The organism is Streptomyces sp. NPDC053665 (assembly GCF_055585285.1).
This window is the reverse complement of record NZ_JBVJKK010000007.1, coordinates 183903-202590: the sequence shown is the minus strand read 5'-3', so window position 1 is coordinate 202590 and position 18688 is coordinate 183903. Positions and strand designations below refer to the sequence as shown.

18 protein-coding genes are annotated in these 18688 nt (G+C 73.1%); 6 read left to right on the top strand and 12 right to left on the bottom strand.

The annotated features are described in order from the left end of the window. Positions 1-39: 39 nt before the first annotated feature. Entirely contained in the window at positions 40-1026 is a 987-nt protein-coding gene (locus tag ACZ6ZN_RS26710) for a helix-turn-helix transcriptional regulator (protein WP_451876697.1), read from the bottom strand. Positions 1027-1088: 62 nt separating this feature from the next. On the opposite strand from ACZ6ZN_RS26710, the gene ACZ6ZN_RS26705 reads away from it, so the two are divergent. From ACZ6ZN_RS26705 to ACZ6ZN_RS26685, 5 genes are all read left to right on the top strand, one after another. Continuing rightward, on the top strand, positions 1089-2648 hold the full coding sequence (locus ACZ6ZN_RS26705) for an MFS transporter (protein WP_469650116.1): 1560 nt from the start codon (positions 1089-1091) through the stop codon (positions 2646-2648). A 245-nt stretch (positions 2649-2893) separates the two neighbouring features. Continuing rightward, positions 2894-3655: a DeoR/GlpR family DNA-binding transcription regulator gene (locus tag ACZ6ZN_RS26700; protein ID WP_451876699.1), complete on the top strand. Its 762-nt coding sequence runs from the start codon at positions 2894-2896 to the stop codon at positions 3653-3655. Continuing rightward, a complete protein-coding gene (pfkB, locus tag ACZ6ZN_RS26695) occupies positions 3652-4599 on the top strand; it encodes a 1-phosphofructokinase (RefSeq protein ID WP_469650112.1) in 948 nt (315 codons plus the stop codon). Before ACZ6ZN_RS26700 ends, pfkB begins: the two co-directional genes overlap by 4 nt. Positions 4600-4783: 184 nt before the next feature. Continuing rightward, the gene (locus tag ACZ6ZN_RS26690) at positions 4784-7000 is read left to right on the top strand and encodes a PTS fructose transporter subunit IIABC (protein ID WP_469650110.1); all 2217 of its coding nucleotides are present in this window, start codon (positions 4784-4786) and stop codon (positions 6998-7000) included. A gap of 132 nt (positions 7001-7132) precedes the next feature. Then, the gene (locus tag ACZ6ZN_RS26685) at positions 7133-7291 is read left to right on the top strand and encodes a hypothetical protein (RefSeq protein ID WP_398111027.1); all 159 of its coding nucleotides are present in this window, start codon (positions 7133-7135) and stop codon (positions 7289-7291) included. On the opposite strand, the gene ACZ6ZN_RS26680 is transcribed toward ACZ6ZN_RS26685, so the two are convergent. The 4 genes from ACZ6ZN_RS26680 to ACZ6ZN_RS26665 all read right to left on the bottom strand — a co-directional run bounded on the left by ACZ6ZN_RS26680 (position 7288) and on the right by ACZ6ZN_RS26665 (position 12101). Continuing rightward, positions 7288-8130, bottom strand: coding sequence for a DUF6227 family protein (locus ACZ6ZN_RS26680; protein WP_469650107.1), 843 nt, complete (start codon positions 8128-8130; stop codon positions 7288-7290). The genes ACZ6ZN_RS26685 and ACZ6ZN_RS26680 overlap by 4 nt on opposite strands. A gap of 200 nt (positions 8131-8330) precedes the next feature. Further along, positions 8331-9548 carry a L,D-transpeptidase gene (locus tag ACZ6ZN_RS26675; RefSeq protein ID WP_469650104.1) on the bottom strand — a complete coding sequence of 406 codons (1218 nt, stop codon included), beginning with the start codon at positions 9546-9548 and terminating at the stop codon, positions 8331-8333. Positions 9549-9715: 167 nt separating this feature from the next. Beyond that, positions 9716-10804, bottom strand: a complete 1089-nt coding sequence (locus ACZ6ZN_RS26670) for a P1 family peptidase (protein ID WP_469650101.1) — start codon at positions 10802-10804, stop codon at positions 9716-9718. Between the two features lie 46 nt (positions 10805-10850). After that, the gene (locus ACZ6ZN_RS26665) at positions 10851-12101 is read right to left on the bottom strand and encodes a low temperature requirement protein A (RefSeq protein ID WP_469650099.1); all 1251 of its coding nucleotides are present in this window, start codon (positions 12099-12101) and stop codon (positions 10851-10853) included. 56 nt (positions 12102-12157) lie between these two features. Here ACZ6ZN_RS26665 and ACZ6ZN_RS26660 point away from each other — a divergent pair, with 56 nt between their 5' ends. Then, complete coding sequence (locus tag ACZ6ZN_RS26660) at positions 12158-12370, top strand: hypothetical protein (protein WP_451876707.1); 213 nt, start codon at positions 12158-12160, stop codon at positions 12368-12370. A gap of 73 nt (positions 12371-12443) precedes the next feature. On the opposite strand, the gene mscL is transcribed toward ACZ6ZN_RS26660, so the two are convergent. The 7 genes from mscL to ACZ6ZN_RS26625 all read right to left on the bottom strand — a co-directional run bounded on the left by mscL (position 12444) and on the right by ACZ6ZN_RS26625 (position 18526). Continuing rightward, positions 12444-12902 (bottom strand): large conductance mechanosensitive channel protein MscL, encoded by a 459-nt coding sequence (gene mscL / locus ACZ6ZN_RS26655; RefSeq protein ID WP_469650096.1) that lies wholly within the window; start codon positions 12900-12902, stop codon positions 12444-12446. Positions 12903-13061: 159 nt separating this feature from the next. Further along, positions 13062-13328 (bottom strand): RcpC/CpaB family pilus assembly protein, encoded by a 267-nt coding sequence (locus tag ACZ6ZN_RS26650; RefSeq protein WP_469650095.1) that lies wholly within the window; start codon positions 13326-13328, stop codon positions 13062-13064. Further along, on the bottom strand, positions 13325-13579 hold the full coding sequence (locus ACZ6ZN_RS26645) for a hypothetical protein (RefSeq protein ID WP_469650085.1): 255 nt from the start codon (positions 13577-13579) through the stop codon (positions 13325-13327). The genes ACZ6ZN_RS26650 and ACZ6ZN_RS26645 overlap by 4 nt, the downstream gene beginning before the upstream one ends. 456 nt (positions 13580-14035) lie before the next feature. Beyond that, complete coding sequence (locus ACZ6ZN_RS26640; RefSeq protein WP_469650083.1) at positions 14036-14944, bottom strand: S-methyl-5'-thioadenosine phosphorylase; 909 nt, start codon at positions 14942-14944, stop codon at positions 14036-14038. A gap of 90 nt (positions 14945-15034) precedes the next feature. Beyond that, positions 15035-15364 (bottom strand): FmdB family zinc ribbon protein, encoded by a 330-nt coding sequence (locus ACZ6ZN_RS26635; RefSeq protein ID WP_469650081.1) that lies wholly within the window; start codon positions 15362-15364, stop codon positions 15035-15037. A 67-nt stretch (positions 15365-15431) separates the two neighbouring features. Continuing rightward, a complete protein-coding gene (locus ACZ6ZN_RS26630) occupies positions 15432-16724 on the bottom strand; it encodes an MFS transporter (protein ID WP_469650079.1) in 1293 nt (430 codons plus the stop codon). 272 nt (positions 16725-16996) lie between these two features. Beyond that, complete coding sequence (locus ACZ6ZN_RS26625; protein ID WP_398111038.1) at positions 16997-18526, bottom strand: potassium/proton antiporter; 1530 nt, start codon at positions 18524-18526, stop codon at positions 16997-16999. Positions 18527-18688: the final 162 nt, after the last annotated feature.

Genomic DNA, 18688 nt, shown 5'->3' with positions numbered 1-18688 from the left:
GGGCCCGGGCCTCCCCCTCCCGGCCCCGGCGCCTCCGGTTCACGCCCCCGGCCGGGGGACCCCGCCCTCCGCCGCCCTGCTCAACCGCGCCCCCAACTCCCGCACAGCCGTGACGAGTTCCGCCGGGCTGTGCACCACGAAGTCGCACTCCAGCATCGCCAGCCGGAACGCCATCCACTGCACCGCGTCCCCGACGGACCCCCGCAGCCGGCACCTGCCGTCGTCCAGTGGCTCGGGTCGGCCGAGCCAGTGGGGCACGCGGGCGGCGACGTACTCGGCGGGGGCGGCGAAGTCGACCTCGAACTCGTAGGTCCGCTGCTGCCGTTGCATGGACCGCCGCAGGTACTCCGCCGCGTCCCCCGTGGGCAACTCGCGCGGGACGAACCGGGCGCCGGTGGCGAACGGCTCGCTCACCCGGTCCACACGGAACGTGCGCCAGTCGTCCCGGTCGATGTCGTAGGCCACCAGGTACCAGCGGCGGCCGGTGGACACCAGCCGGTACGGCTCCGTCAGCCGGCGGGACTCGGTGCCGTCCGCCGCCCGGTAGGCGAACCGCAGGCGCTCGTGCCCGGCCGCCGTGGAGGCCATGACGGTCAGGGTCTCGGGCGCGATGCTGGGTCCGTCCCCGCTGGTCAGGGGAGTGGTGGCGGCCTGGAGGGTCGTCACGCGGTGGCGCAGGCGGCCGGGCAGCACCTGTTCCAGCTTCGCCAGGGCCCGTACCGACGCCTCGTCCAGGCCCTCGACCGCGTGCCCGGCCCCGGCGCGCAGCCCGACCGCGATGGCGACGGCCTCCTCGTCGTCGAGCACCAGCGGCGGCATGGCCTTCCCGGCGACCAGCCGGTAGCCGCCGTCGGAGCCCTTCGTGGCCTGCACGGGGTAGCCGAGCTCGCGCAGCCGGTCGATGTCCCGCCGGACCGTGCGCCGCGAGACCCGCAGCCGCTCGGCGAGCTCGCCGCCGGGCCATTCGCGGGGCGTCTGGAGGAGGGAGAGGAGCGTCAGCAGCCGGGCCGGGGTGTCCGTCGTCATGGTCCCGAGGATGCCGTACCACTAGGACACGACCTGACCTATAGGCCCCCTACCTTCACGGTATGAACTCCACCGACACCACCCTCGGCAGTGCGGCCGGCCCGGCCGGCGCAGGCGACCGCCGCCGCTGGTTCGCCCTCGCCATCGTGATGACCGCGGCCTTCATGGACCTCGTCGACGTCACGATCGTCAACATCGCCATCCCGTCGATCCAGCGCGAGGAGGGGGCGTCGTTCAGCGAGATCCAGTGGATCACCGCCGGGTACGCCCTCGCCTTCGCCGCGGGGCTGATCACCGGAGGGCGGCTGGGCGACATCCACGGGCGCAAGCGGATCTTCCTGCTGGGCATCGGCGGCTTCACCGTCGCCTCCGCGCTCTGCGGTCTCGCGGTGAACCCGGACATGCTGGTCGCCTCCCGATTCCTTCAGGGCGCGATGGCGGCGCTGATGGTGCCGCAGGTGCTGTCGATCGTGCACGCGACCTTCCCGGCGCACGAGCGCGGCAAGGTGTTCGGGCTGTTCGGCGCGGTCGTCGGCCTCGGTGCCGTGTCCGGGCCGCTGCTCGGCGCGCTGCTCACCGAGTGGGACCTGTTCGGGTGGGGCTGGCGCGCCATCTTCCTGATCAACCTGCCCGTGGGCGTCGCCGCCCTGGTCCTCGGCGGCCGCTTCATCACCGAGTCCAAGGCGCCCCGCGCCCTGAAGCTGGACCTGGTGGGCGTCGCGCTGGTGACGCTGGGCCTGCTGATGCTGCTCTACCCGCTGATCCGGGGCCGCGAGCTGGGCTGGCCGGCGTGGGGGTACGTCTCGATGGCCGGCTCGGTCCTCGTCCTGGCGGCGCTGGTGGTGTACGAGAGGCGCAAGGCACGGCGGGACGGCTCGCCGCTGGTGGAGCTGTCGCTGTTCCAGGTCAAGAGCTTCGCGGCCGGTATCGCCGTGCAGACCGTCTTCGGCATCGCGCTCGGCGTGTTCTTCCTGGTGTGGACCCTCTACATGCAGTTCGGGCTGGGCTGGAGCCCGCTGAAGGCCGGGCTGACCGGAGTGCCGTTCTCGATCGCCGTGTCGGTGGCCGCGGGTGTCTCGGTGCAGAAGCTGGTGCCGGTGTTCGGACGCAAGGTGCTTCAGGCGGGCGCCCTGGTGATGGGCGTGGGAGTGCTCCTGTACCTCTGGGAGGCCGGGCACTACGGTCTGGCCGTCACGCCCTGGCAGATGGCCCTGCCGCTGGTCGTCATGGGCGCCGGCATGGGCCTGATCGTCGCGCCGCTCACCGACGCGATCCTCTCCGAGGTGCCGCGCGAGCACGCGGGCTCGGCGTCGGGGCTGATCAGCACGGTGCAGCAGATGGGCAACGCGCTGGGGCTGGGCCTGGTCTCGGTCGTCTTCTTCGGCACCATCGCCGACCACCTGCGCCCGGCGCAGGTGGGGCCGGCCTTCGTCGACGCCTTCCAGCATGCGCTGGGCTGGGTCGCCGGCGTCATGGGCGCCATCTTCCTGCTGATGTTCGCGCTGCCGAAGCGGCCCGCCCAGCACATCGAGGGCGGACAGCCCGAGACGGCGGATGAGCCCGAGACGGCGGACGAGGACGGCCACGCCGCCCACGAGGGTGAGAAGGCCGCGCTGGTCTGACACGGGACGACGGGGGCGAGGGGACGACGGACCGGGCAGCGGGCTCGGCGACGGTCTCGACGACGGACCCGGCGACGGACCCCGGCACCGCTCGGACCCGGTCACGGACCCGGCACCGCTCGGTGCCGGGTCCGTTCGTGCCCGACTGAGTCCGATGCACGTCCGAACCTGTTTACTTCGCGGACATCACGGCGTAGCCTCCCGCTGAAACCACACGTTCGGGCATGAGGTGGAGGCGAACGGGCATGTACGCACCGGAGCGGCAGCAGGAGATCCTCCGGCTCGCCCGTGACGGCGGCCGGGTGGACGTCGTGTCGCTGGCCGAGGAGTTCCAGGTGACGGCGGAGACGATCCGCCGGGACCTGAAGGCCCTCGACCGCGCCGGGCTGGTCCGCCGCGTGCACGGGGGTGCCATCCCGGCCGGACGGCTGGACTTCGAGCCGGACCTCGCCGAGCGGGAGACCACCGCCGCCGACGAGAAGGACCGCATCGCCAAGGCGGCCCTCGCGGAACTGCCCGCCGAGGGCACGGTGATCCTCGACGCCGGCACGACCGTGGCCCGCCTGGCGGCCGCCCTGCCGCTGGAGGCCTCCCTCACCGTCGTCACCCACAGCCTGCCCATCGCCGCCCGCCTCGCCGACCACCCCGGCATCCAGCTGCACCTCGTCGGCGGCCGCGTACGGCACCGCACCCGCGCCGCCGTCGACGCCTGGGCGCTGCGGGCGTACGCGGAGATCCGCGCCGACGTGCTGTTCGTGGCCGCCAACGGCTTCTCCGCCGACCACGGGCTGACCACCCCCGACCTCGCCGAGGCCGCCGTGAAGCGCGCGGCCGTGGCCGCCGCCCGCCGGGTGGTGCTGCTCGCCGACTCCTCCAAGCACGGCCAGGAGCACTTCGCCCGGTTCGGCGACCTGAGCGACGTCGACCTGCTGATCACCGACAGCGGGCTGAGCACCGAGGACGCCGTCGCGATCGAGCGCGGTGGCACGGAAGCGGTGCGCGCATGATCCTCACCGTCACCCCCAACCCGTCCCTGGACCGCACGTACGAGGTGCCGTCCCTCGACCGCGGCGAGGTCGTCCGCGCCACGGGCGAACGGATGGACCCCGGGGGCAAGGGCGTGAACGTCTCGCGGGCGGTCGCCGCGTCCGGGCGGCGCACGGTGGCGGTCCTGCCCCTGGGCGGCGCCCCCGGAGCGCTCGTCGCGGAGCTGCTCGACCAGCAGGGCATCGAAGTCGCCCCGGTCCCCGTGGCCGGGGCCACCCGCTCCAACATCGCCCTCGCGGAGTCCGACGGCGTCCTGACGAAGATCAACGCGCCTGGTCCCGAACTGTCCGACGCCGAGACGGAACTGCTGCTGGAGACCGTGCGGCGGCAGTCCCGCGACGCCGCCTGGATCGCCTGCTGCGGCAGTCTCCCGCGCGGCCTCGCCCCCTCCTGGTACGCCGACCTGGTCGCCCGCAGCCACGCCGCCGGGGTCCGGATCGCCCTGGACACCTCCGGGCCCGCCCTCCTCGCGGCCCTGCGTGAGCGGCCCGACGTGGTCAAGCCCAACGCCGAGGAACTGTCCGGGGCGGTGGGCCGTCCCCTGGCCACCGTCGGGGACGCCCTGAAGGCCGCGGAGGAACTGCGCGAGCGGGGCGCCCGGGCCGTCCTGGCCAGTCTGGGCGCCGACGGGCAGCTGCTCGTGTCGGAACAGGGCACGTGGTTCGGCAGCGCCCGCGTCGAGTCGGTCCGCAGCAACGTCGGCGCCGGCGACTCCTCCCTCGCCGGTTTCCTCATCGCCGGTGGCAACGGCCCCGAGGCCCTGGCCTCCGCCGTCGCGCACGGCGCCGCCGCCGTCCGGCTGCCCGGCAGCGTCATGCCGACGCCGGCCGACCTGGACCCGGCCGCGGTGACGGTCACACCGGAGGTCCCCGCCGACCGCCCGCTGCGGGAGCCGGTGTCATGACGTACGGCCGGCCGCAGGCACGCCTACGGGAGCGGCGGGCCACCCCGTCCCCTCCCGCACCCACCCTCCCCCTCACCCTCCACCGCATCCCCGCCCTCCCCTCTCACCCCGCACCGCGTCCCCGACCCCGTCCCCTCCCCGCCCACTCCTCCCACCGGGCGATACGCGTGCTAAGGAGCCCGCGATGAGCGACATGATCACGGCGGAGCTGGTCGACCTCGACCTGTCCGCCGACACGAAGGAGGCGGCGGCGCGCGCCCTCGCCGAGCGCATGGTGGCCCTGGGCCGGGTGACCGACCTGGACGGCTTCCTCGCCGACGTGGCCGCCCGCGAGGCCCAGATGCCGACCGGCCTCGACGGCGGGATCGGCATCCCGCACTGCCGCAGCGCGCACGTCACCGAGCCGACCCTGGCCTTCGGGCGCAGCGCCCGGGGCGTCGACTTCGGAGCCGCCGACGGTCCCGCCGACCTGATCTTCCTGATCGCCGCGCCCGCCGGTGCCGACGACGCCCACCTGACGATCCTGTCGTCCCTGGCCCGGCAGTTGATGAACAGCGAGTTCACCGACGCGCTGCGCGGTGTGGGCGACCCGGCCGTCGCGGCCGCCCTCATCCGCGGCGACGAGCCGGTGCCGCCCGCCGGGGCGGCTTCCCCCGACTCCGTGGCGGCGGCGGGAGCGGCCTCTCCCACCGCCGCCACGGTCGCAGCCGGGGCCGGAGGCGCTTCCATAGCCGAAGCCGAAGGGACCGCCGGGGGCGGGGCGGACCGAAGGGACGGGGCGGACAGCGGGACCGAGGCGGACAGCGGGACCGAGGCGCCGGAACAGCCCGAGGCGCCGGGACAGCCCGAGGCGCCGGGAGACGTCGAGGCGTCCGGCCGGGCCGGGGAGCCCGCGTTCCGGATCGTCGCCGTCACCTCCTGCCCCACCGGCATCGCCCACACCTACATGGCCGCCGAGGCGCTGGAGAACGCCGGCCGCGAGGCGGGCGTCGAACTCACCGTCGAGCCGCAGGGCTCGGCCGGTTTCACGCGGCTCGATCCCGCGGTCGTCGCCGCGGCGGACGCCGTGATCTTCGCCCATGACGTGCCCGTGCGGGAGAAGGAACGCTTCGCCGGCAAGCCGACCGTCGATGTCGGTGTGAAGGCGGGCATCAACCGTCCCGCCGAACTCATCGCCGAGGTCCGCGAGAAGGCCGCCCGCGGCGAGGTCACGGCCGGCTCCGCCCCGGCGACCCCGGTCGAGCGCGCGGGAGACTCGCACGAGGGCTACGGCACCAAGTTGCGCAAGTGGCTGATGTCCGGCGTCAGTTACATGGTCCCGTTCGTCGCGGCGGGCGGTCTGCTCATCGCCCTCGGCTTCGCGCTCGGGGGCTACAAGGTCGACAAGGCCCCGTCCGTCATGGACCACTTCCTCTGGACGCAGGCCGACAGCTGGGGGGCCCTGCTCTTCCAGATCGGCGGCGTCGCCTTCGGCTTCCTCGTCCCGGTCCTGGCCGGCTACATCGCCTACGGCATGGCCGACCGGCCCGGCCTCGTGCCCGGGTTCGTCGGCGGCGCGATCGCCCTCACCATCAACGCCGGGTTCCTCGGCGGTCTCGCGGCCGGCCTGATCGGCGGCGGCGTGGTGCTGGCGATCCAGCGGGTGCGGGTCCCCGCCGCGCTGCGCGGCATCATGCCGGTGGTGGTGATCCCGCTGATCTCCTCGGCGATCGTCGGGTTCCTGATGTTCGTCGTCATCGGCAAGCCCATCGCCGAGGCGCAGAAGGGCATGACCGACTGGCTGAACGGCCTGTCCGGGTCCAACGCGATCCTGCTCGGCATGCTCCTCGGCCTGATGATGTGCTTCGACCTGGGCGGCCCCGTCAACAAGGTCGCCTACACCTTCGCCACCGCCGGGATCGCCGTCGCCAGTCCCGCCGACGCGGCCATGAAGATCATGGCCGCGGTGATGGCGGCCGGCATGGTCCCGCCGCTGGCCATGGCCCTGGCGACGACCGTGCGGGGCAAGCTCTTCACCCGGACCGAGCGCGAGAACGGCAAGGCCGCCTGGGTGCTGGGCGCCTCGTTCATCTCCGAGGGCGCGATCCCGTTCGCCGCGGCCGACCCGCTGCGCGTCATCCCCGCCTCCATGGCGGGCGGCGCGGTCACCGGCGCCCTGTCGATGGCCTTCGGCGCCACCCTGCGCGCCCCGCACGGCGGCATCTTCGTGGTCCCGCTGATCGGCAACCCGCTGCTCTACCTGGTCGCCATCGCCGCGGGCGTCTGTGTCACCACCACCCTGGTGATCGTCCTGAAGAGTCTGCGCGCACCCGCCCCCGGCGCCGCGACGGCCACCGGCGAGGACTCCGCCGTCCCGGCCGCGAAGACGGCCGCGGAGACGAAGGAGTCGGTCGCGGCATGAGAGCAGATGCCATGGCCCCGACCGGTCTTCGCCCCATTCGGGCTGTCTGAACGGTTCATGCCACCTGCGAGATAGATCACGAAAATCACGGCCCGGGACCGCAGTCCCGGGCCGTGGTGTTCACTGGGCGGCATGCCCGAGCACGTCTCCCGATGGCCCGAAGGCCGGCCTCTCCCCGCTCTTCCGCAGCAGCGGCAGACGGGGCACCGGTCGGAGTCCGTGGAACTGACCCGCGAGGAGCGGGACGCCTTCTCCGAACTGGTCCGCCGCCTCGGCGGCCGGACCGTCTAGGACAGGCGGTCCGAGCCGGAGGGCCGGTCCGTCAGCCCCCGGTCCGTCACCTGTCGACCCGTCAGCTCCCGGCCCGCCAACCCCCCGTCCGGCCAGGAGAACTGCTCCGCGCGGCGCTCCATCGCCGCACGCGCCGCCTCCTCGTCGGCGTACACCTCGCACATGTGCCGTCCGTCCGGCGTCGCCGTGTGCTCGACCTCCCAGAGGGAGACCTCCTCGCCGTCGCGCAGCAGGAACGCGTGCTCGTACAGCGTGAAGGACAGGACCGCCCGGCCCGCCCGGCTGGGGCGGCCGAACGCCTGGGTGATCTGGTGACCGGACGCCGTGGCCAGGAGGGCCGCCACGTCCGCGCCCGGCCGGTCCGGGTTCTCCGCCCGGCGCAGTAAACGGCGCGCGTGGTCCGCCGAGCCCTCCCCGGCGTACGCGTGCCGCGGCGCGGCGACCGCCGACAGCTGGACCGTCACCGGCAGTTCGAAGTCCGGGGTCTCCGGCGGCAGCGCCAGCCGCGCCGTCGCGGCGCGCAGCTCCTCCTCGTCGGCGTACACCTCGTGCTGCGGCTCGCCGCCCGGCACCGTGTTGTGCACCAGCTCCCACAGGGTGAGCGCGCACCCGTCGGCCAGCAGCCAGGTGTGCCGGTACGTCTCGCGATGCAGGCCCTCGCTGTGGTGGGCGGAGTGCAGCGAGCCGTCGTGCGCCAACGCGCAGTCGAGCAGCCTTATCGTCTCGTCCGGCAACTCGAAGGAGTTGAGGGCGCGGCCGAGGAGCCGCGCGAGGTGCTCCTCCGGAGACTCGGGCGAGTCATGGCCTTCGTACGCTGCCGTCTCGTACGGAACGCTCAAGGTTTCTCCCGGCGTTGCTGCATGTCACCTTGTGGGTGCATACCGTAGCCCCTCGGTCGGACATCATGTCCGGGAACCGAGAAAACGTACGTCCGGGAAAACGCACGGGCCGCGCGAAAAGTTCCCGCGCGGCCCGTCCGATGCGTCAAGAACCCCAGTCGGGGCGGTCATTCACCCGGTCAGGGCGGTCCTCCGCCCGGTCAGGAGGCGCTGCCCGCGACCCACTGGCTCCACGCCATGTTCCAGCCGTTGAGCCCGTTGTCCGGCGCCACCGTCTTGTCGGGGGAGTTCTTCACGATCACCACGTCCCCGATCAGGGAGTTGTCGTAGAACCACTTGGCGGGGGTGTCGCCGCCGGCGCCCCGCACATCGGCGAGTCCCACACAGCCGTGGCTGGTGCCCTGGCGCCCGAAGGGCGGGTTGCCCTTGTTGTACCAGTAGTTCCCGTGGAGGAACGTGCCCGACGTCGTCAGCCGCATCGCGTGCGGCACGTCCGGGATGTCGTACTCGCCGCCCATCCCGACCGTCCGGCTGTTCATGCGGGTCTGGGTGAACTTCTCGGAGATCACCATCTGCCCGTTGTACGTGGTGTGCTGCGCGTCGCCGGTCGAGATGGGGACCGACTTGAGCGTCTTGCCGTCCCGGACGACCGTCATGGTCTGCGTGTTCGCGTCGACCGTGGAGACCTGGGAACGACCGATGGTGAAGGTGACCGTCTTCTTCTGCACCCCGTAGACGCCGTTGGCGCCCTCGATCCCGTCCAGGTCGATGTCCATGGTGACCTTGGAGCCGGCCTTCCAGTACTCCTCGGGCCGGAAGTCGAGCCGCCGGCCGTTGAACCAGTGCCCCACCACCTTCTGCCCGCTGCTGGAGGTGACCGAGATGTGCGACTGCACGGCCTTGCGGTCCGTGATCGCCTTGTCGAAGGTGAACGACACCGGCATGCCCACGCCCACCGTGGTGCCGTCGTCCGGCGTGTACGTCCCGATGAAGCTGTTCGAGGTCGACACCGTCGTGAAGATGGAGTTGGCCGCGGCCGTCCTGCCGTCCGCGTCCTTGGCGGTCGCCGATATCCGGTACTTGGTCCCGCGCTCCAGCTGCTCCTTCGGCTTCCACACCTTGCCGTCGGCGGAGAGCGAACCCGTGACCGCCGCACCGCTGTCCGCGACCGTCATCTTCACCTCGGTCAGCTTGCCGCCGCTGACCTTCACCCCGGTCTTGTTGATGGACGCGCCGGTCGAACCGTCCTTCGCCGAGATCGCGATCTTCGCCACCGACGTCTTCGCGTCGTTCCCGCCGCCCTTCTCGTCGTCCTTGGCGGTGGCGCTGCCGCCGCAGGCGGTGAGCGTGAGGGCGCCGACCACCAGGGCGGCACAGGCCCCCAGAGTGCGCCGCGCTGAAATGTTCGGCGTTGTCACGGGCTGCTCCCAGTTCATGTGATGTGCGTGATCCGCTCCGGTACGCCAGGGAAGAGGGCCCGGGCCGCGGACCGGGTTCCGCCCGTGCGCGGTGAAGGCCATCACGTGACAGAACCGCGACAAAAGTCCGGCCCCCGGGAGCAGCCGCCGTGCCCGGCCACCCCGGTTCAGGGCTCCCCGTGCGACTCCCCGTACCGCTCCCCGTGCGACTCCCCGTACCGCTCCCCGTGCGGCTCCCCGTACAGCTCCCCGTACGACGGCCACGCCCCGCCCGGCCCGTCCACCGGTTCGGCGGCCCGCACCGCCCGCACGATCGCCCGGGTCACCACGTCCGCCCCGGCGGCGAGGATCTCGTTCAGGGCGAGCGGGTCCGCCGCGTCCAGGGAGCGCTCGCCCGTCGCCAGCGCGAACACCGTGTCCCCGTCGTTGAGCAGGTGCACCGGCCGCACCGCCCGGGCGATCCCGTCGTGCGCGGTGCCCGCCAGCTTCTGCGCCTGCGCCTTGGTCAGGCCGGCGTCCGTGGCCACCACCGCGAGCGTGGTGTTCAGCGGAGGAGGAGCACTGCGCGCCGCCGTCTCGGCCAGCCGCCGCACCGCCGCCGCGTGCACCTCGGCCGCGGGGTACGCCACGCGCCCCTGGAACAACTCCCCGTACAGCACCCCCGTCTCCGGATCCACCACCGATCCCGCCGCGTTCGCCACCACCAGCGCCGCCACCGTCACGCCGCTGTCGAGCACCGTGCTCGCGCTGCCCACGCCGCCCTTCACCACCCCCGTCACCGCGCCCGTACCGGCACCCACACACCCCTGCGCCACGGGAGCACCGGGTTCGCTCGCCGCCGCGGCCTCGACGGCGGCCCGGCCCGTCGCCGCGTCCGGCCGGGCGCGGAAGTCGCCGCCCCGGCCCAGATCGAAGACACAGGCGGCCGGCACCACCGGCACCACGTGCGCCGGATCCGCCCCGACGCGGACCCCTCGCCCCCGTTCCTCCAGCCAGGCCATCACCCCCGACGCGGCGTCCAGCCCGTAGGCGCTGCCCCCGGTCAGCACGATCGCCTCGACCGTGCGGACCACGTTGCGCGGGTCCAGCGCGTCCGTCTCCTTGGTGCCGGGACCACCGCCCCGCACGTCCACGGCGGCCACAGCCCCGCCCTCCGGGGCAAGCACGACCGTGGTGCCCGTGAGCCAACCGTCACCGGCACGCGTCGCATGCCCCACCCGCAGACCGGCGACATCCGTCAGAGCGTCAACTGTCATGACGGACAGTCTCGTCCAGACGCCGGCCGGTGCGCCGGTGCCGCCGTCAGACCGTCCGGGGCGCCGCCCCGCTCCTCCCGGCGGTCCGGCGCGTGGCCAGGACCTCCCCCGCCACCACCGACAGCGCGCAGACCAGGCCCGCGGCCAGTACCGCCCAGTCACCCAGGAACGTGCAGCAGATGACGAGCAGGGCCGTCGTCGGCAGCACCATCTGCTGGCCGATGCCCCGCTTGAAGTACCGAGAGTGCAAGGCCCACAGGGTGAGCAGGTAGAGGGCCGTCGGCAGCGTCACGGCCGCCGACGCCGACAGCGTGGAGATGTGCGCCTCGCCGACCGTGTGCTCCACCGCCACCTCCAGACCGGCCCCGATCGCGGCCGCCGAGGCCAGGACCAGGTAGTGGCCGTAGCCCCAGAGGAACGCCTGCCGGTTGGAGCGCAGATGGCCGTGGATGGGCACCGCGAAGTACACCCACCACGCGGCGAAGATGATGAGCAGCCCGCCCGCGGCGATCGGGAGGAGCTCGCCCAGCGCGTCGTTCTCGTCGACACCGGACTTCACGGCGACCGTGGCCGCGGCGATCGTCTCGCCCAGCACGATGATGGTGAACAGCCCGTACCGCTCCGCGATGTGGTGCGGGTGCCAGGACGTGGAGCGGTGCCTCTCCGCGATGGGCGGCACGGACATCTCCAGCAGCGCCATCACCAGGAACCACCACGGCCGGACGTCCCCCGGCAGGAACAGCAGCCCCAGCCAGCCGACCTGGCACAGCAGCACACCGCCCGCGTACCGCAGGGCCGTCGCACGCTCCGGGCCCTCGCTCGCCCGGGCCACCCGGAGCCACTGCGACACCAGCGCCAGCCGCATGATGGCGTAGCCCAGCCACACCAGGAGGTAGTCGTGCTCCTCGAAGGCCCGCGACACCCCGGCCGCCAGGACCAGCACGCCGGCGATCTGCACCAGGGTGACGACCCGGTACAGGACGTCGTCGTTGTCGTAGGCGGAGGCGAACCAGGTGAAGTTCATCCACGCCCACCACAGGGCGAAGAACACCATCGCGTAGTCGAGGATCCCCTCGCCCGCGTGCCCCTCGGCGACCGCGTGCACGAGCTGGATGCCCGCCTGCGCGACGGCCACCACGAAGCACAGGTCGAAGAAGAGCTCCAGCGGCGATGCGGCCCGGTGCGCCTCCTCGCGGTCGCGCGCACGGAGCCTGCGCAGGGGACCGCGGTGGTCCGGGGCGCCTGAGCCACCTGGGCCGTCGGAGGGGGCGGGCGGGGGAGCGGTGCTGGAGGTCATGATTCCCAGCACAGCAGAAGGCGGGGGGATTTTCTCCGCGACCGTACCCTGGACGCATGAGTACCGCCCCCGAGTCCGCGTCCGGTTCCGAGCCCGAGCGCCCCGAGGCCGAGCCGCGCGAGCCCAGGCCCGCGCTGGTCTTCGACGACCCGCTGGACCAGCAGTCCTCCGACGACACCGACCGCGGCTGGGGCGACCGCACCGACTCCGGTGGCGCCGCGGCCGACCTCCGCCGCTTCCTCGACGAGAAGCCGCCCCACCACCTGTGAAGCAGCCGGGCCGCCGCCCGCGCCACTACGGCGGGCCGGGCCGCCGCCCGCGCCGCTACGACCCGCCGCGCTCCTACGGCCGGTCGTGCCCGGCGCCGCGCTGGGCGACCAGCGCGTCGCGGATCTCCTTCAGCACCTCCAGCTCGGTCACCTCGAGGACCTCCTGCGTGCCCTCCTTCGCCTTGCGGCGGGCCTCCTGCCGGGCCAGGAACTTGGCCATGGGCAGAACCATCAGGAAGTAGACGACCGCCGCGGTGATCACGAAGCTGAGCGTGGCGCCCAGGACCGAGCCCCACAGGATCTGGATGCCCTCGTCGCCGTCGCACGACGTGCTCAGGCACGAGCTGTAGTGGTCGAGGTTCTTGGTGCCGATGGCCCCGACGACCGGGTTGATGATCCCCTTCACCACCGCGTTGACGATGTTGGTGAACGCGGCACCGATCACGACCGCGACCGCCAGATCGACGACGTTCCCGCGCATCAGGAAGGTCTTGAAGCCCTGCCAGACGCTCGGATCCTTCTTCTCGCTCACCTCGGGGCCTCTTCTCGCACGCGCAGCCTGTGGAACAAAACGCTCCGCAACCTACGTCAACGCTGGGCCGAACAGCGCACCCGGGTCCCTCTGACGAGGGACCGGACACGGGACTCGACCAGACCGTGCGCGAGAGCTCCGCGGACGCCGCGGCGGACCTCACCACAGGGTCACCGCCAACCGTCCGGCGGCGCTCGCCCCGGCCAGGCGGGCGGCGGTCTCCCGCGGCACCGAGAGCACGACCAGCGCCCCGGCGTCCGGAGTGTCCTCCAGGGGCTCGGGAACCTTCGTCACCCTGACCCCGCGGGCGACCACCCGGGCTTCACCGCCCCCGGCGGTCTCCTCGGCGGCGATGACGTCGACCCGGTCGCCGGGGCGCAGCAGCCGCACGGTGGCCGCGTCGGCGATGCGGACGGGCGCCGTCACCCGCTCCGCGGGGGGACGCGCCGGGCGGCAGGCCTGCCGGAGAGCGAGGAGTCGTGCGCGGGAGGCTCGGCCCGGGGATGGCCGCGGGCCCCGTCCGCGTCACGCGGGCCCGCCATGGCGAACGCGGTCGCGACGACGGCGAGCCCGGCCGCGAGGGCCACCCGCCGCTGCCGCCCGAGCCGGCCGGGCAGGCACCGGCCCCCGCGCACCCGCACGGGTTCGAAGCGCGGCACCTCGCGCGTGGCGGGCACCTGCGCCTCCGGCGGCCCCGCCGCGGCAGCGGCCCAGGCGGGGACGGCAGGCGGCCGGGGGGACAACCCGCCGGGCCGGGGAGGAACGGCAGCGGGGATCGACGAAGGCGCAAGGGCTCCGGGCGACCCGGACGGGCGAACGGGCGGAGGGACGGACAACGACTGGGCGAGGGACACGGGAACCACCACCTGCGACGAGGGACCGGCTTGCGCTCCCCACGATGAGGCTCCGCACGGCCGCCCGCTGAGGCCTGTGGACGCACCACGGACCTGTGGACAACTCCCTCACCGGAATGACAACTTCCGCCCCGCCCCGGCCGTTGCCCTCTCCCGGCCGCTACCCTTGTCCTCTCATCCCCGGCCCCGGCACCCCGACCCCGGCACCCGGCCCCGGACCCCGGCCCCGGCACCCCGGCCCCGGACCCCGGCCCCGGCACCCCGGCCCCGGCACCCCGACTACGGCAACACGATCCCCGGATCCATCCCACCGAGCGCCCCCACGCACAGGCAGTCCCGCTCGCCGTTCGCCGGCAGCCCGGCCACCGCGTCGAACAGCACCCCGCGCAGCCGGTCCACGTTCGCCGAGAACACCCGCAGCACCTCGTCGTGCGAGACGCCCTCCCCGGTCTCCGCGCCCGCGTCGAGGTCGGTCACCAGCGTCAGGGACGTGTAGCAGAGCTCCAGCTCGCGGGCGAGGGCCCCCTCGGGGTGGCCGGTCATGCCCACCACGGACCAGCCCTGCGCCTGGTGCCACAGCGACTCCGCGCGGGTGGAGAAGCGCGGTCCCTCGACCACGACCAGCGTCCCGCCGTCCACCGGCTCCCAGTCCCGGCCGCGTGCCGCCTTCAGCGCGACGGTCCGCCCGGTGGGGCAGTAGGGGTCGGCCAGTGACACGTGGACCACGTGCGGCACCGACCCGTCGGGCAGCGGCAGCCCGTCGAAGTAGGAGTTGGCGCGGGCCTTGGTGCGGTCGACGAGCTGGTCGGGCACCAGCAGTGTGCCCGGCCCGTACTCGGGGCGCAGGCCGCCCACCGCGCACGGGGCGAGGACCTGGCGCACACCGACCGACCGCAGGGCCCACAGGTTGGCGCGGTAGTTGATCCGGTGGGGCGGCAGGTGGTGGCCCCGCCCGTGCCGGGGCAGGAAGGCGACCCGGCGGCCGGCGACCTCGCCGAGGAAGAGCGAGTCGCTGGGAGGCCCGTACGGGGTGTCGACCCGGACCGCGGTCACATCGTCGAGGAAGGAGTAGAACCCGGAGCCGCCGATGACCCCGATGTCCGCGCCCGCCCCCGCGCCCGCCGCCACAGAGTCCGCCGCCGCATCCGCGGAGCCCACCGCACCCGTCGCCTTCGCCTTGTTCGCCATGCCCGCACCCTAACCGCACGCGGAAACACCGAGGACCCCGTCGCCCGGGGGCGACAGGGTCCCGTAAGGAAGTGCGGTGCGGGGCAGGCCCTACGCGGCGGTGGTGCTGCTGCCGGCCGAGCTGCTCGTGCTCGACGACGAGCCGCTCGACGACGAGCCGGAGCCGGAGCTCGACGAGCCGGAGTCCGAGGACGACGAGGAGCTCGACGACTTCGACGCGGCCGGGGAGCTGCTCGACGAGGAGCCGCGGCTGTCGTTGCGGTAGAAGCCGGAGCCCTTGAAGACGATGCCGACCGCCGAGAACACCTTCTTCAGGCGACCCTTGCAGGTGGGGCACTCGGTCAGAGCGTCATCGGTGAACTTCTGCACCGCCTCGAGGCCCTCGCCGCACTCGGTGCACTGGTACTGGTAGGTGGGCACTGTCTTCCTCCTGGCACTCTCACTCGATGAGTGCTAACGACGCTCCATAGTGACGTATTCCGGCCGCTCAGTCCACTGCCACCGGCACGCGGTGACCCACGCCACGTGCCACGGTCCGCCCCGGACCCCGTGCGGACAGCCGGGAACGCAGGGACAGAAGGGTCAGCAGGGCCAGGACCGTGCCGCCCATCGGCACCAGGAAACCGGCGCCGTCCCACAGGCGGTCCTCCAGCTGCCCGGCGACCGTGACGGCTGCGGCCTGGCCGAGTGCCACCGCGCCGGTCAGCCAGGTGAAGGCCTCCGTGCGGGCACCGGCCGGGACGAGGCTCTCGACCAGGGTGTAGCCGGTGATCAGGGCGGGCGCGATGCACACGCCGACCAGCAGCCCGAGACCGGCGAGGACCAGCACCGAGTGGGCGGCCCACAGGCCCGACGCGGTCAGCGCGAGCGCGGTGTAGCCGACGACCAGGCGCCGCTGCGGTGCCACCTTCCAGGCGATCGCGCCGCACACCAGGCCGGAGAGCATGTTGCCCGCGGCGAAGACGCCGTACAGGACGCCGTTCAGACCCGGTTCGCCGATCGACTCGGTGAACGCGGCCAGCGAGACCTGCATGCCGCCGAAGACGGTGCCGATGCCCAGGAAGGTCACGATCAGCACCCGCACCCCGGGCACCCGCAGGGCGGAGACGTGCTCCACGCGTGCGTGGCCGGTGCCGGAGACCGACGGCTGGGTGCTCTTCTGCGCGGCGAACAGCAGGCCGCCGACCAGGGTGAGGGAGGCTTCCGCGACCAGGCCCGCGGCCGGGTCGACGGCGGTGCACAGGGCGGTGGCCAGCAGCGGCCCGAGGACGAAGGTCAGCTCGTCCGTGACCGACTCGAAGGCGGCCGCGGTGGACATCAGGGGCGAGTCCTTGAGCTTCACGCCCCAGCGGGCCCGCACCATGGGCCCGATCTGCGGGACCGAGGCGCCGGTCGGCACGGCGGCCGCGAAGACCGCCCACAGGGGTGCGTCCATCAGGGCCAGCGCGGTCAGCGTCAGCCCGGACACGGCGTGCAGCAGGACCCCGGGGACCAGCACCGTGCGCTGCCCGTAGCGGTCGGCGAGGCGGCCGCTGTAAGGCGCGAACAGCGCCATGGAGACACCCGTGGCGGCCGCGACGGCGCCCGCCGCGCCGTAGGAGCCGGTGGTGTGCTGCACGAGCAGGACGATGGAGAGGGTGAGCATCGCGAACGGCTGCCGTGCCGCGAAGCCGGGGAGCAGGAACGTCCAGGCGCCGCGGGTGCGCAGCAGCCGGCCGTATCCCGGGCGGGCGGAAGCCGTCGAGTTCTTCGACTTCTCCGAGGTGACCGTGGACTCCACGGCCCGTGCCTTTCTGCCGCCTGGTAGCGCCGGCCCCGTCATGGGCCTCGCCGAGAGCTGTCCTCTTGCGCGGAACTGCGGTAGATGCCGGGGCCCGGTGAGGAGGGGTGTCCCGACCGCCATACGGTCGCGCCAGCTCTGCGTCAGGCAGAGTTGGTTCGATCTGGGTACGCCTTCATCTTACAGGGATCAAGGGCTGCCCGGCCTGTGAAAGCGAGCACCATGGGGCGCCCGCCCTGCAATACCAAAAGGCCAAAAGGGGCAAAGCACCCTCAGGGCTTCGGTCCGCCCGTGCCCAGCCATCCGGCGAGCTTGCCCCCGTGGCCCACGGCCCGCAGCCGGTTCTCGGCCGCGTCCCGCACCGGGTCCGTGGCGACCACCAGGAGCTCGTCTCCCCGCTGCAGGATCGTCGTCGGCAGCGGGACGAACGACTCGCCCCCGCGCACCACGAGCGTCACGGCGGCACCGTGCGGCAGCCGCAGTTCGGCCACCTCCACGCCGTGCATCTTCGACCCCGCGGGGATCGCCACGGACAGCAGGTGCCCGTGCAGCCGCCCCAGGGGGGCCGACTCGATGCCGAGGTCCGCGGCCTCCGCGTCCTCCCCGAGGCGCAGGGTGCGGCCCAGCCAGGGCAGTGTGGGGCCCTGGACCAGGGTGTAGACGACGACCAGGACGAAGACGATGTTGAAGATCCGGTCGCTTCCGGTGACGCCCTTCACCATCGGGATGGTCGCCAGGATGATAGGCACCGCCCCGCGCAGGCCCGCCCAGGACATCAGCGCCGACTCCCGCCAGGGCACCCGGAACGGGGTCAGGCAGGCGAACACCCCCAGCGGCCGCGCCACCATCGTCAGGACCAGCCCGATGACCAGCGCGGGCACGATGTCGTCGCCCAGTTCGTGCGGGGTGACGAGCAGGCCGAGCATGACGAACATGCCGATCTGCGCCAGCCAGCCGAGCCCGTCGGCGAAGCCGCGCGTGGCCGGCCAGTGCGGCAGCCGCGCGTTGCCCATCACCATCGCGGCCAGGTAGACCGCGAGGAAGCCGCTGCCGTGGGCCAGCGCGCCCGCCGCGTACGCGACGACGGCGATGGCCATGACGGCGATGGGGTACAGGCCGGACGCGGGCAGCGCCACGTGCCTGAGCCCCCAGGAGCCGAGCCAGCCCACCGCGAGGCCGATGGCCGCGCCGATCGCCAGTTCCAGCAGGATCTCGCCCAGCAGCACGTACCAGTGCTCGACCGGCCCGGCGGTGGACAGGGACACCACGAGGATGACCACGGGGGCGTCGTTGAAGCCGGACTCCGCCTCGAGCGTGCCCTTCACGCGCGCGGGGAGGGGGATCTTGCGCAGCACGGAGAACACGGCGGCCGCGTCGGTCGAGGAGACCACCGCCCCGATGATCAGCGCCTGCCGCCATTCCAGCCCGACCAGGTAGTGCGCGGCCGACGCCGTGACCCCGACGCTCACCGCGACACCGGCCAGCGCCAGTGCCGTGGCGGCCGGCATCACCGGCTCGATCTCCTTCCACTTCGTGCCCAGGCCGCCCTCGGCCAGGATCACGACCAGGGCCGCGTACCCGATGACCTGGGTCAGCTCGGCGTTGTCGAAGTGGATGTCACCCACGCCGTCCTGGCCCATGGCGACGCCGATCCCCAGGTACACGAGCAGGCTGGGGAGCCCGCTGCGCGAGGAGATCCGTACCGCTGCGACGGCGACGAGCAGGACGAGCGAGCAGACGAGCAGGAGCTGGTTGAGGTGATGGACAGTCAGCGGCCGAATCCTTCCCTGGCCCGCACGCACGCGCGCGTGGGCTCACGTACATCGCACATGACGCAGTGGCGCATCGCGCCAACTACTTCGTTACCTTACCTAACTCTTGACGATTTCTTGACACTCGAGAAGGCAAGATCGAACGTCCGTCCGTGCCGGTTCCCGACTCCGCGTCAAGGGGCGCAAGGCCCT

Bases quoted from the DNA above. Each gene is read 5' to 3' on its own strand.
- ACZ6ZN_RS26710 (WP_451876697.1), bottom strand. From the start codon at position 1,026: ATGACGACGGACACCCCGGCCCGGCTGCTGACGCTCCTCTCCCTCCTC.
- ACZ6ZN_RS26705 (WP_469650116.1), top strand. From the start codon at position 1,089: ATGAACTCCACCGACACCACCCTCGGCAGTGCGGCCGGCCCGGCCGGC.
- ACZ6ZN_RS26700 (WP_451876699.1), top strand. From the start codon at position 2,894: ATGTACGCACCGGAGCGGCAGCAGGAGATCCTCCGGCTCGCCCGTGAC.
- pfkB (WP_469650112.1), top strand. From the start codon at position 3,652: ATGATCCTCACCGTCACCCCCAACCCGTCCCTGGACCGCACGTACGAG.
- ACZ6ZN_RS26690 (WP_469650110.1), top strand. From the start codon at position 4,784: ATGAGCGACATGATCACGGCGGAGCTGGTCGACCTCGACCTGTCCGCC.
- ACZ6ZN_RS26685 (WP_398111027.1), top strand. From the start codon at position 7,133: ATGCCCGAGCACGTCTCCCGATGGCCCGAAGGCCGGCCTCTCCCCGCT.
- ACZ6ZN_RS26670 (WP_469650101.1), bottom strand. From the start codon at position 10,804: ATGACAGTTGACGCTCTGACGGATGTCGCCGGTCTGCGGGTGGGGCAT.
- ACZ6ZN_RS26665 (WP_469650099.1), bottom strand. From the start codon at position 12,101: ATGACCTCCAGCACCGCTCCCCCGCCCGCCCCCTCCGACGGCCCAGGT.
- ACZ6ZN_RS26660 (WP_451876707.1), top strand. From the start codon at position 12,158: ATGAGTACCGCCCCCGAGTCCGCGTCCGGTTCCGAGCCCGAGCGCCCC.
- ACZ6ZN_RS26640 (WP_469650083.1), bottom strand. From the start codon at position 14,944: ATGGCGAACAAGGCGAAGGCGACGGGTGCGGTGGGCTCCGCGGATGCG.